Origin of the sequence: Carnobacterium sp. (assembly GCF_032094055.1) — a bacterium.
Lineage (GTDB): Bacteria > Bacillota > Bacilli > Lactobacillales > Carnobacteriaceae > Carnobacterium_A.
In genome coordinates this window covers 26,387-40,184 of the sequence record NZ_DAMDAK010000013.1, presented here as the reverse complement: position 1 = coordinate 40,184, position 13,798 = coordinate 26,387, and the positions used below count along the sequence as shown (strand labels likewise).

General features: G+C 38.8%; 11 protein-coding genes and 1 riboswitch. All 11 genes read left to right on the top strand.

Going from position 1 to position 13,798, the window contains the following annotated elements:
• On the top strand, nt 1-525 hold a 525-nt coding region (locus RT405_RS03565), incomplete at its 5' end, for a hydrolase (protein ID WP_313467614.1).
• 264 nt (nt 526-789) lie between these two features.
• Nucleotides 790-2,838, top strand: coding sequence for a penicillin-binding transpeptidase domain-containing protein (locus RT405_RS03560; RefSeq protein WP_313467612.1), 2,049 nt, complete (start codon nt 790-792; stop codon nt 2,836-2,838).
• Nucleotides 2,839-2,920: 82 nt separating this feature from the next.
• Nucleotides 2,921-4,252 (top strand): hemolysin family protein, encoded by a 1,332-nt coding sequence (locus tag RT405_RS03555; RefSeq protein WP_313467610.1) that lies wholly within the window; start codon nt 2,921-2,923, stop codon nt 4,250-4,252.
• 152 nt (nt 4,253-4,404) lie between these two features.
• Nucleotides 4,405-4,503: riboswitch (purine riboswitch) on the top strand.
• A 132-nt stretch (nt 4,504-4,635) separates the two neighbouring features.
• A complete protein-coding gene (locus RT405_RS03550; RefSeq protein WP_313467609.1) occupies nt 4,636-5,223 on the top strand; it encodes a xanthine phosphoribosyltransferase in 588 nt (195 codons plus the stop codon).
• Nucleotide 5,224: 1 nt separating this feature from the next.
• Entirely contained in the window at nt 5,225-6,493 is a 1,269-nt protein-coding gene (locus tag RT405_RS03545; protein ID WP_313467607.1) for a nucleobase:cation symporter-2 family protein, read from the top strand.
• Between the two features lie 567 nt (nt 6,494-7,060).
• Nucleotides 7,061-7,618 (top strand): DUF2179 domain-containing protein, encoded by a 558-nt coding sequence (locus RT405_RS03540; RefSeq protein WP_035032517.1) that lies wholly within the window; start codon nt 7,061-7,063, stop codon nt 7,616-7,618.
• Nucleotides 7,619-7,735: 117 nt separating this feature from the next.
• On the top strand, nt 7,736-8,866 hold the full coding sequence (gene purK, locus RT405_RS03535) for a 5-(carboxyamino)imidazole ribonucleotide synthase (protein ID WP_313467605.1): 1,131 nt from the start codon (nt 7,736-7,738) through the stop codon (nt 8,864-8,866).
• An 11-nt stretch (nt 8,867-8,877) separates the two neighbouring features.
• Nucleotides 8,878-10,170 (top strand): adenylosuccinate lyase, encoded by a 1,293-nt coding sequence (gene purB, locus RT405_RS03530; protein ID WP_313467603.1) that lies wholly within the window; start codon nt 8,878-8,880, stop codon nt 10,168-10,170.
• Nucleotides 10,171-10,358: 188 nt separating this feature from the next.
• Nucleotides 10,359-11,261 (top strand): DMT family transporter, encoded by a 903-nt coding sequence (locus RT405_RS03525; RefSeq protein WP_313467601.1) that lies wholly within the window; start codon nt 10,359-10,361, stop codon nt 11,259-11,261.
• 180 nt (nt 11,262-11,441) lie between these two features.
• Complete coding sequence (locus RT405_RS03520; RefSeq protein WP_313467599.1) at nt 11,442-12,095, top strand: GntR family transcriptional regulator; 654 nt, start codon at nt 11,442-11,444, stop codon at nt 12,093-12,095.
• 427 nt (nt 12,096-12,522) lie between these two features.
• The coding region (locus RT405_RS03515) for a UvrD-helicase domain-containing protein (RefSeq protein ID WP_313467597.1) at nt 12,523-13,798 on the top strand (1,276 nt) is incomplete at its 3' end.

Sequence of the window (13,798 nt, the reverse complement as noted above, 5' to 3'; positions counted from 1 at the left end):
GTTTATCCTTTTACGCCTCATCCAGCTATTATCAACGGCATCACAACTGTGGCAAGTATGCCCGTTTTAGCTGGTGTCGGTGGCGGTCTAACGCATGGGCATCGTTCATCTAACATTGCCTTATTTGCAGAAGCACACGGTTGTATAGGCGTCGTATTAAACGCACCGACTCCATTGGATACCATTAAAGAAGTGAACGAAGTAGTTGATGTTCCCATTATTTGGACAGTTGTTTCGGAATTTACAGATATTCAAGAAAAATTAGATGCGGGTGTCGATATTTTAAATATCAGCGGAGCAGCAAATACAGCTCATATTGTCCGTGAAGTTCGTAAAAATTATCCTGAGTTGCCAATTATAGCAACAGGCGGACCGACAGTAGAAAGTATTATTGAAACAATTGAAGCTGGAGCCAATGCCATTACGTATACACCGCCAAGCAATGGGCAACTATTCAGTAAAAAGATGAAAAAATACCGACACCAAGAAGAAGATGCCTACGAAGAAGAACAGGATGCGGAGTGACTCGGGTAGACACACCGTAATTTTAGGGATTTACCAGCAAGAGCATCCCGCGCATTGCTGAAAATCATCTAAATTGCCAAGTGTCTGGGTCACACAGCTCAACTAGAACAAGATGCGGAGCGCTCTCATCCAGCTCAGTCAGAAAAGGATGCAGAGTGACCGGGATAGACGCTAGTAATTTTAGAAAAAGCATAGGAAGAAAAATTTAGCAATTAAACCTTCATTTTAGTTGGTTTCAGGCTATTACTCTAAGGAGGAGAATTTGTGAAATCTACTTCACGGAATCAAAAGAAAAAAAGCCCGTTCGGCGGTAAAATCCTTATCGTGTTACTGATCACCTTAGTTGTGATCGGAGGAGGGGCTGGTTATTATTACTGGTCAAAAGCACGGGATGAAAAAGCGGCTCAAACGACCATAGACACCTATATAACGGCTTTGAAAAAACAAGATTACTCAGCAATGAGCAAAGTCGTTTCAGAAAAATCCTTAAAAGATATTGGTTATACCAAAGATACAATGACAAAACGATACGAAACCGTGTATGGCGGAGTAGGAGTAGGAAAGTTGAAAGTCAGCAATGTACAAGTTGATCCAACTAAAGAAAAACAACAATACGCTATCTCTTATGATATAGAAATGGAAACGTCATTAGGAAAATTGGACAAACAATCCTATTCCACTACAATGAACAAAGTCGATGGCGATTATCAAATCGATTGGACGACACAATTGATCTTTCCTGACTTAGAACCAAACGACAAAATTAGTTTGACCTCTACAGTTGGCGAAAGAGGCGATATCTTAGCAGTTGATGGTTCGCCTTTGGCTACTGAAGGCAAAGGCTGGGATGCTGGAATACATCCTGCTGCTTTAGGTGAAGGAAACGAAAAAGAAACCAACTTGAAAAAAATCAGCGACACTTTCGATGTGTCTGTTGAACAATTAGAAAAAGTACTTGCAGCAGACTGGGTGACGGCAGATAGTTTTGTACCGTTTAAAGTGGTGAATGACGGTGAAACGCCAGAGGTTCCCGGGGTTCTTTACCAAGAGAAAACAATGCGCACTTATCCCTTAAATGAAGCAGCTGCTCACTTGATCGGATATGTCGGCGAAGCAACAGCAGAAGATATAGAAAAAAATCCGACACTGCAAACAGGCGATGTGATTGGGAAATCTGGTTTAGAAGCAACGTTCAATGACCGATTGAGCGGCCAAAAAGGCGGACGAATCGTTATCAATGATGAAACAGATACATTGAAAAAAGTACTGCAAGAAACAGACGTTGAAAACGGAGAAGACATCACTTTAACGATCAATGCTGATCTGCAAAAAGCGGCGTATGATCAATTGAATGGAGAGCAAGGCTCAGCAGTGTTGATGGATCCTACAGATGGCAGCTTATTGGCCTTAGTCAGCACACCTTCTTATGATGCGAACTTAATGACAGCCGGGATTAGTTCAAAAGACTACCAAAAATATGCGGACGACAAAAATAGTCCATTTTTAGCGCGGTATGCAGCCGGCTATGCTCCGGGTTCAACTTTTAAAACGATCACTGGAGCTATTGGATTGGATTCGGGAGTTACGACGCCAGAGAAGACCCATAAAATCAACGGGTTAAAATGGCAAAAAGATAGTTCTTGGGGCGATCATTTTATCGTACGTGTAGCGGATACTCCAGAAGTAAATTTGGAATCAGCTTACGTCCATTCAGACAATATTTATTTTGCTCAAGAAGCTTTAGAAATAGGTCAAAAGAAATATGAAGAAGGGCTATCCAAATTTATCTTTGGCGAAGATTTAAAACTACCAATTGCGATGAATGAAGCCCAAATTTCAAATGACGGCAAGTTAGATAGTGAATCATTATTGGCCGACACGGCTTATGGCCAAGGGCAACTATTGATGAGTCCTATTCAACAAGCTGTTTCCTATACACCTTTTGTAAATGACGGGAAACTGATTTACCCTAAATTAACCTCAGATCAAGAAGTCGCAGAACCTAAAATGGCGATTACAGCAGACGCCGCAACGACTATTAAAAATGATTTGATACAAGTAGTAGAAAATCCAGAAGGATCAGCACATAGCTTAGCTTCGATTAATCAAAAATTAGCTGCCAAAACGGGTACCGCGGAAACACAAGACGCTGAAAATGCAGATGAAGAAGCAGCAACAAATGGGTTCTTGCTAACCTTTGATGCTGAAAATAATAGCTATCTAATGGTAGCAATGATTGAAGGGAAATCGAGCGGAGATGTAGTCACTACGATGAAGCCCGTCTTGGAGCAAATGGAAAGCTTATTAAAATAAAAAAAGTTGTTGCTATGGACTAAAAATTATGGTATGTTTTTCCTAATCGAAAAATGTAAAATTTAGGAGGAGACCACGCTTTATGAATTCAGACCCCGACAGTCAGTCGATGGTAGGACAGATTATACTCATTATTGTTTTAACCGGAGTCAATGCTTTCTTTGCATCCGCAGAAATGGCATTTGTATCTCTAAATCAAGGGAAATTAAGAGAAAAAGCAGCATTAGGAGATAAAAAGGCCGTTAATGTTTTAAACTTATTGGCAAATCCAGATAACTTTTTAGCTACTATTCAAGTAGCTATTACCTTAGCAGGATTTATTTCAAGTGCTTCAGCCGCTACTAGTTTTGCTTCATTGCTGGAACCGTTCTTGGTCAGCATACCAGGAGGCAAACAATTGGCAATTGTCATAGTAACTGTTGTCTTGTCTTATATTACTCTTGTATTTGGTGAATTGTATCCTAAACAAATCGCTTTGCAAAAAGCCGAAGAAGTGGCTCGTTTCACTGCTGGACCTATTAAAATTGTTCAGACATTAGCTATACCATTTGTTAAATTGCTTTCTTTTTCTACAAGTGCCTTGAAGAAACTAACGCCAATTGATTTTTCTAAAAAAGAAGAAAAAATGACGCGTGATGAATTTCGTTCATACTTGGAAAGCAGTCAAAAAAATGGAGCTATTGATGTTGAGCAATTTACAATGTTAAAAGGTGTCCTGTCAATGGATACAAAGATGGCCAGAGAAATCATGGTGCCCCGGACTGATACCTACATGATTGATTACGAAGATGGGAATGAAGAAAATATCCCTTTATTATTGGACTGTACCTATTCCCGTGTACCCGTTTATGTAGGGGACAAGGATAATATTATCGGGATAGTCCATGTAAAGAATCTATTGAAAGCTTCCAGAACGACAAGTCTGGATGATATTGACATCAAAGACGTCTTGAATCCGCCTCTATATGTGCCGGAAACTATTTTTATGGATGATTTGCTCTATGAGTTAAAACGAACACGTAATCAGATGGCGATTTTAAATGATGAATATGGAGGAGTAGTTGGAATAGCCACTCTAGAAGATTTATTAGAAGAAATCGTTGGAGACATTGATGACGAATACGACGAAACATATAAAATGATTGAACCGCTCTCTGAAGTACGTTATTTAGTTGATGGTTCTACACCTTTATCTAAATTCAATGAGTTCTTTAAAACAAAAATAGAATCAAACGATGTAGACTCTATTGCTGGATTTTTTATTATGCAATATGGCAGCATTCCAAACGCAGAAGAACAAGCTATTGTTCATTATGCGGACTATGTATTTACGGCAAATGCAATTGAAGGCTCGAGACTAGTGAATCTATTTGTAGACCGAGTTGAAGAAGCAGAAGAGGGAATTCTTGTATAACCAATTGAACTTGATGAGTGATGGAAACTTCATTACTCGTCAAGTTTTTTGTTAAAAGCGAATATTACAATTTTATTTCGAATTAAAGTTCATATTCAGTAAGAATTAGATGAGAAATAAAGAAAACTATTGACGGTAAGAGCTAAAAAGCGTATATTCAACGTACATTAACTTATATAATGCCAAAATATGGATGGCAAGTCTCTACCCAGTACCGTAAATACTGGACTATAAGTAAAGAAAATAAAACAAGTTGAATCCAATCAGATTCAGTGGCCTTTTTTTCTTTGCTTAAGAACCTTTAAGCAGAGAAAAAGAGGCTTTTTCTTTTACTTTTCATGTTGGGATTTTTATAGTTGTTAAAAAAAGAAAGGTTGGATGAAATGAAATTATTAGAAGAACGTATTTTGAAAGACGGCGTTGTCCTAGGAGCAGATGTTTTAAAAGTAGACAACTTTTTGAACCATCAAATAGATCCTGTTTTAATGCAAGCGATGGGAAATGAAATTGCCGCTTATTTCGCTGATAAAGGAATTACCAAAATCCTAACCGTTGAAACATCAGGAATTGCCCCTGCAGTTTTTGCCGGATTGGCATTAGGCGTGCCAGTTGTTTTTGCCCGTAAACATAAAAGTTTAACTTTGACTGATAATTTATATTCTTCCACTGTGCATTCTTATACGAAAAACACAACAAATACTATCTCCATTTCTAAAAACTATTTGGATGAAACAGATACCGTCCTTTTGATCGATGACTTTTTAGCTAACGGACAAGCTGCTAAAGGGCTGATTGATATCTGCCAACAAGCGAGTGCAACCATTTCAGGCATCGGAATCGTGATTGAGAAATCTTTTCAAAGAGGACGACAAGAACTTGAAGAACAAGGTTTTGACATTTATTCTTTAGCGCGTATTCGTGCTTTTGAAGATGGAATCGTTAAATTCGTCGAAGAAAAGGGGAATAACTAATATGTTGACAAATGGAAAAGCAGCAGCTTTAGGATTGCAGCACGTATTAGCCATGTATGCCGGCGCGGTGTTAGTTCCCTTATTGATCGGGGGAGCAATCGGCTTCAATTCAGAACAAATGACTTACTTGGTATCCATTGATATATTTATGTGCGGAGTAGCCACATTACTGCAACTATTTGTTAACCGTTATTTTGGTATTGGACTGCCTGTTGTATTGGGCTGTGCTATGCAAGCTGTGTCGCCCTTGATTTTGATTGGTTCATCTGATGGAATCGGAGTCATGTATGGCGCTATTATTGCTTCAGGAATCTTTATGCTATTGATTGCCGGTTTATTTTCTAAAATCAAACGTTTTTTCCCTCCTGTTGTAACTGGAACAGTGATTACCGTAATTGGTCTGACATTGATCCCAGTAGGAATTGAAAAAATGGGCGGCGGTTCAAAAACGGCTGCTGATTTTGGATCAGGCAAGGCTTTGTTTTTAGCTTTTCTGACTGTAGCGATTATCTTATGTATTCAATTGTTTGCTAAAGGGTTTATCCGTTCGTTGGCTATTATTATTGGATTGATTGCAGGGACAGCTGTTGCAGCAATTATGGGAATGGTGAGTTTGGCTCCTGTTGTTGAAGCTTCATGGTTCCATATACCGCGTCCTTTCTACTTTGGAACACCGGTTTTCGAATGGTCTTCGATTTTGACGATGATCCTAATTTCAATTGTCAGTATGGTCGAATCAACAGGCGTCTATTTCGCATTAGGTGACGTGACTAAACAAAAAATTGAAGAGCAAGATTTAAAAAGAGGGTATCGTGCAGAAGGGTTAGCGATTATTCTAGGCGGAATTTTTAACACTTTCCCTTATACTGCTTTCTCTCAAAATGTGGGACTAGTCCAAATGTCCGGCATCCGCACACGCAAACCCATTTATTTTGCAGCAGGATTTCTAATGTTATTAGGTTTGATGCCAAAGATTGGTGCTTTCGCAACCATTATTCCAGAACCTGTTTTAGGAGGAGCTATGGTGATCTTATTCGGAATGGTAGCTACTCAAGGAATCAAAATGTTGGGTCGTGTCGATCTAAACAAAGAGGGCAACTTGATGATCGTAGCTTTGTCGCTTGGATTGGGATTAGGAGTGACCGTTGTGCCAGAATTATTTGCTCACTTACCAGCTACAGTCCAAACTTTTACTGGAAATGGGATAGTCGTAACGACAACAGCACCTCAAACAGAAAAAACACCAACAGAATTACAAAAAGCAATTTAATCGATAGACACGTAACTACGGCCAATGCATCAGCTGGTCGTAGTATTTTTTTAATATAATTAATTCAATATTAGTTCAATAGATCAAGTTGTGCTTTTCGGCTGTGGCCGAAAAGTTCCGAATGAAGGAGAAAAAGGTAGGCGTATGGCAGAAAAAGCCATCATAGGATCATATAGAGTAGTGAAAAAACAGGATATGTTAGGCAAACACGTCATACGGAACATATCAGACAAATAAATATAAGGATATACTAGGCAAATCCCTTTTAAGTAACATAAGAACTCTCACACTCCATCCATATATTAGGCGAGAACATGTTGAATACTTTATGAAGGAATTTGATTCCACATTTTTACTAATGGAATGTGAAATAGAATTCTTTGAACGGTAGATAAAATGGAATGATGATAAAAAATAAGTTTCAGCAGTTTTTTATGACTTGGTATCAAAATTCCAAATTAAAAAAAGAACAAGCAAGCAGACATTTTTTCTTGCTATTTAAAAATAATTTGTTAGTCTTAAATGGCAGTAAAATAAAGATAGTATCGTTAGGGGCGTTTTTAGAAAATGGATGTAGATGTAAAATTCCTGGCACTTATTTTTCTTATTAATTTAGCTTATGTTGCACTGAATACGATTCGATTTATGCTGACCATGAAAGGCTACCGACTGATTGCTCCTTTTGTGTCTATGGTCGAGATTACGATTTATGTAGTTGGGCTAGGATTGGTTCTCGATCGATTAGATAACTTTTGGAACATTGCTGCTTATGCATTAGGCTATGGGGTCGGGATAGCTGTTGGAATCCAAATTGAAGAATACTTAGCGCTAGGCCACATAATGGTTACGACGATTGTACCCGATACTAAAAGCGATATTTCAGAACGTTTACGGGAATTGGGTTACGGTGTAACGACTAGTCTTGCGCTCGGAAGAGAAGGCGATCGTTTAGTGTTAGAAGTTTTAACTACGCGAAAATCAGAACGAAAATTATACAAACAAATCAGCGAAATAGAACCGAAAGCTTTTGTTATCTCTTATGAACCTAAATTCATCAGCGGTGGTTTTTGGACTAAAAAAGTGAAAACAAGAAGAATGGCGCTGAAGAAACGCGGAAAAATATAAGGTCATTGGTTCAACTCAGTGAATTTCAGCAAGGTTGTCCATGACAGATAACAGGATAACTGATAAACTAAGATTACAGAAATAACCTGTTAAATCAAATTGTAGTAGAAAGTAGTGATGAGTTTGCCTAATTTAATCGTTCCTGGAAAAACTATTGGTATTATTGGTGGCGGTCAATTAGGACGCATGTTGGCCTTGGCAGCTAAGCAAATGGGGTATCATGTCGGAGTGTTAGATCCCGAAAAAAATTGTCCAACTGCTCAAATAGCCGACTGGCACATTGTAGCTAAATACGATAACCAAGAAGCATTGATGGATTTAGCCATGAAAAGTGATGTACTGACTTATGAGTTCGAAAATGTAGATGCAGATAGAGTGGACCGATTGAAAAAAACGGTCGCTGTTCCTCAAGGAAGCGAACTCTTGTCGATTACACAAGATCGTTTATTAGAAAAAGCGTACTTAGAAATGAACAATATCAATTCATCTCCTTATGCCACTATTATCAGTCTGGAAGATATCAAAGAATCAGTTAGTTCAATTGGCTTTCCTTGTATCTTGAAGACGATCAGGGGGACAGAAGGCGATGACAAAGGACAACGTGTTCTTTATGATGAAGAAGACATAGCAGGATGTGGCGAATTATTGCAGTTCGGTACGTGTGTGCTTGAAGCATGGATTCCATTTGAACGAGAATTATCGATTGTGATCGTTCGCGATGAAGCCGGAAAAATTGCTACTTTTCCAGTAGCTGAAACCATTCACCGTCAAAACAAGCTTCATGAAACGATCGTCCCAGCTCGGGTTCCAATAGAAGTAACCGAGGAAGTAGAAAGAATCAGTAAGTCAATTGCTGAGCAGTTGAATTTAGTAGGAACATTAGGCATCGATATGTTTTTAACACCATCCGGCGCTTTATATGTCAATAAGTTGGCTCCACGGCCTCATAGTTCTGGAAACTATAGTTTGGAAGCTTGTTCTATGTCACAATTTGAAGCGCATATCCGAGCGATTTGCGGCTGGCCTTTGCCTGAAGTTACATTGCTTTCGCCAGCTGTGACCGTCTCCATTTTTGGTGAGCATATGAGAGGTTCTGAAATGCAGATTCAGCTAAAACCTGATTGGCATTTCCATTATTATGGTAAAGAAGAACCTGTCACTGGAAGCCAAATGGGCCACATTACGATTTTGTCAGAAAATATAGAAAAAACACTAGCCAATATCAATGATACAGGTATTTGGGGATAGGAGCATGACTAATGATCGAACGGTATACTAGACCAGAAATGGAAAAAATTTGGACGGATGAAAACCGCTACAATACTTGGCTGGAAGTAGAAATACTAGCTGTTGAAGCTTGGGCAGAATTAGGAGATATTCCTAAAGAAGATGTTCAGAAAATACGTGAACATGCCAGCTTTGATGTTCAGCGTATTGCGGAAATCGAAAAAGAAACGCGTCATGATGTAGTGGCGTTCACTCGAGCAGTTTCTGAAACACTTGGTGAAGAACGAAAATGGATCCATTATGGTTTAACGAGTACGGATGTGGTTGATACAGCTTATGGATACCAACTAAAACAAGTGAATGCTGTACTGCGACAAGACTTGACAAACTTTTTAGAAATTTTGGGCGAAAAAGCAAAAGAGTATAAATATACCGTGATGATGGGGCGGACACATGGAGTTCATGCTGAACCGACAACATTTGGGTTGAAGTTGGCGCTTTGGTATTCTGAGATGAAACGCAATATCGAACGGTTTGAACATGCAGCAGCAGGCGTAGAAGCTGGCAAAATCAGTGGAGCAGTAGGTACGTTCGCTAATATTCCGACTGCTGTTGAAAAGTATGTCTGTGAAAAACTTGGCACTCGTCCGCAAGAGATCTCTACGCAAGTCTTGCCGCGTGATTTGCATGCAGAATATATGGCGACATTGGCGTTGATTGCTACCAGCATTGAAAAATTCGCCACAGAAATCCGTGGGTTGCAAAAGTCAGAAACGCGTGAAGTAGAAGAATACTTTGCCAAAGGCCAAAAGGGTTCTTCCGCTATGCCGCACAAACGCAATCCGATTGGTTCTGAAAACGTTACTGGATTAGCTCGTGTAATTAGAGGACACATGATCACGGCATACGATAACGTTGTTTTATGGCATGAGCGCGATATTTCTCATTCTTCAGCAGAACGGATTATTTTTCCCGATACAACGATTTTATTAGATTATATCTTAAATCGTTTTGGAAATATCATGAAAAATTTAACTGTTTTTCCTGAAAATATGAAACACAATATGGATGCCACTTACGGTTTGATTTATAGTCAACGCGTACTGCTGAAATTGATTGATAAAGGACTAAGCCGCGAAAAAGCTTATGATTTAGTTCAACCGAAAACAGCTATTTCATGGGAAAGTCATATTCCATTCCGTGATTTAATAGAAGGAGACAGCGAAATTATGTCTCATTTGACATTAGAAGAACTGGATGATGCATTTGACTACAACTACCATTTGAAAAACGTCGACGAAATCTTCAACCGAGTCGGACTATAAAACAGGATGCGAAGTGCCGCATGGGAGTTTCGATTCAAAAATAGGAATTAAGAACAGGATGCGCAGCATTCTGACCGGTATTTCTCTGTCATTAAAAAAACACCATACAGATGGTATAGGAAACCGATAAGGTCCCTATACCATCTCTCTTACTATATAAATAGAATGCAGACAAGGAGGATGGCTAAATGAAAAAAGCAAAAGTGCAAGTGATCTTAGCGATGCTGATATTTGGAACAGTCGGCTTGTTCGTCAAACAAATTCCTTTAGCCTCAAGCGGAATCGCTTTTTACCGTGGCTTGTTAGGCAGCCTGTTTTTAATGATTGTGCTGATCAGCAAAAAAGATAAGATCTCATGGAACAGCCTCCAACAGAATGCCAAGATTCTCTTTTTTTCAGGAACAGCGATTGGTTTGAATTGGATTTTGTTATTTGAATCCTATCGCTATACAACACTGTCAAATGCGACATTAAGCTACTATTTTGCTCCACTTTTTGTGCTGCTTGTTTCTCCCATTGTATTGAAAGAAAAGTTAACCGCGGTGAAAGTGGGTTGTATCTTGCTAGCTTTAGTCGGCATGTATTTGATTGTAGGAAAAAGCCCAGTCATCAGCGGGGGATACAATCATCCACTAGGTATTTTATACGGCATTGGTGCAGCGGCTTTTTACGCCAGTTTGATTCTGTTGAACAAATTCTTAAAAGGTCTATCAGGATTAGAAAGTACAGTGATTCAATTAGCTGTTGCTTCAGCAGTTTTGTTGCCATATGTAATGTTGACTGAAGGCAGCGAATTGTTCCGTATTCCAAACCATTCACTCCCGTATCTTTTGATTTTAGGGATAGTGCATACAGGGATAGGTTATACTTTTTATTTTTCTGCTATGCAGGACTTAAAAGGGCAGACGGTCGCGATTTTAAGCTACATTGATCCGATTTCAGCTGTTTTCATTTCTGCTTTGCTTTTAAATGAAAAAATGTCGCTTACACAACTAGTTGGCGGTATCTTTATTTTAGGGGCTGCATTTGTCAGCGAATGGCCTCTGCCAGAAAGAAAAATACTGCAGATAAAAGCTAAAGAAAGAAGATAACCAAAAACGGCAGAAAAAAGAGAGCTGATGGATTTAGCGCAAGAGGTTCTTGCTAACAGAAAAAATAGTTGGAAAAAGAAACTAAAGGTCGTATAATCAATGGGGCTGGCGGATGGGTAGGCTATCTTTCTAGTCAGACAGCAAAGAGTAAAATTAATTTACAGCAGGTGAAAAAAAGATATGCCAAAACCGAAAAATTTAGAAAAGACAGCTTATTACTACATAAAAGAACAAATCGATGCTAGACAATGGCTGCCGCAAACTCATATTACAGAACAAAACTTGTCGAAAGAATTAAAGATCAGCCGAACCCCAATTCGTCAAGCTTTCCAACGCCTACAAGAAGAAGGGTATTTGGAAATTGAACCTTATAAAGGCGCAAAAATTAAAGAACAAGCTATCGATTCACGTGGAGTGCAAGAACGGTTGGAATTTATTGAGTTGATTCTGGTTCATTACCTGCATTACTTACAAATCAAAGAAATCACCATCAATGAACAAAAGATGGAAAAAACAGTAGTCGAATTAAAAAAAAGCAGTAACAAAACCGAAAAAGAATTTCTTCAATTAGAAACACAGTTTATTTATGAGCTGTTGTCTTTTAGCAAAAATCACTATTCTGTTTCAGCTGTGATGGATACGGTTCGTGAATTGCAAATTCAAAGCAATCCAATGTACCGCGCAATCATGCGTAAAAACCGAGATATTCGGTCACACCATTATGGAAAAATAACAGAATACGTAAAAGTAGGCGAATATGCTTTAGCTCGTAAGGAGATCCGCATTTTAATCAATCAGTTGTCGCTCAGTATTATTCACAACTATAGCGATTAAAGGAAACAAACCGGCAACCGAAAAAAGTTATTTTTGAGACAAGAACCGTTTCGGCGTTCTTGTCTCAGTTTTTTGTTTAGAAAAGGTAAGAGCTTGGATTTTTCATAGAGTAGGGTATTATAAGTTTTCTACATTCGATGTCTAGCGGATCAAGCCTGCCTCTTGGAAATTAGATAAATCGTACCCATTGCGCTCTACGATGCTCATTCAGGGCACGATTTCCTAAATTTCTTTCGAGTCAGAGCGGGCTGGTCCCGCTTTTCTCATTTGAATCTTTTCATAAGCTTCTCGCTTTGAGCAAATCTATGGTAAAATGGCACATGAAAACTTATGCAAAAGTTTAAACCTATTTGATAGAATGGGAAAGAGCAAAAAGCAGAAAGAATAGTTAATATAGGGTTTGATATAAAGAGAGGATGGACAAGCTTTGGCAGTACAAAACAAGTTATTAGACGGAATGAATCCAGATCAAAAAGAAGCCGTTGCCTATACGGAGGGTCCTCTTTTAATTATGGCAGGAGCAGGTAGTGGAAAGACGCGTGTTTTAACGCACCGCATTGCTTATTTAATTAAAGAAAAAGGGGTAAATCCTTGGAATATTTTAGCAATCACATTTACGAATAAAGCCGCTAAAGAAATGAAAGAACGGGTTGGACGCTTAATGGAAGCCGGTGGAGATGATGTATGGGTTTCTACTTTTCACTCCATGTGTGTGCGAATGCTGCGCCGCGATATTGATCGGATTGGATACAATCGGGCTTTTACGATCAGCGATCCAGGAGACCAGCAAACATTGATGAAACGAATTTTAAAAGAACGAAATATTGATCCTAAAAAATACAATCCTCGGGCGATTCTGTCTGAGATCAGCAATGCTAAGAATGAACTGATGACTGCAGAAGACTACCGGAAAACAGCCAATAGTTTTTTTGAAAAAATCGTGGCTGATTGTTACGACGATTACCAACGTGAATTACGCCGCAATCAGTCTGTTGATTTTGATGATTTGATCATGCTGACGATCCGGTTATTTGAAGAAAGTGAAGAAACTTTGCATTATTATCAAAATAAATTCCACTATATTCATGTAGATGAGTACCAAGATACCAATACGGCCCAATACACATTGGTCAATATGATGGCTAAACGGTTTAAAAACTTGTGTGTTGTGGGAGATGCCGATCAAAGTATTTACGGTTGGCGTGGAGCCAATATGAATAACATCTTAGATTTTGAAAATGATTATCCCGATGCCAAAGTGGTTATGCTAGAACAAAATTATCGTTCGACAAAATTTATTTTAAAAGCTGCGAATGATGTCATTGCCAACAACACTAAACGGAAAGTCAAAAAATTATGGACCGACAATGATGACGGCGAAAAAATAACGTACTACCGTGGTCAATCAGAAGGCGATGAATCCCGTTATGTCGTTTCTAAAATGTTAGAAGAAATGAAAACAAATAACTACAATTATGGCGATTTTGCTGTATTGTATCGAACCAACGCTCAATCACGTGTCATAGAAGAAAGCTTATTGAAATCAAATATTCCTTATAAAATGGTCGGCGGACATAAATTCTATGACCGAAAAGAAATACGCGATGTATTAGCTTATTTGCGGTTGATTGCCAATCCTGAAGACAATATGAGCTTTGAACGGGTAGTCAACACTCCTAAACGCGGCATTGGACCAGGAACAA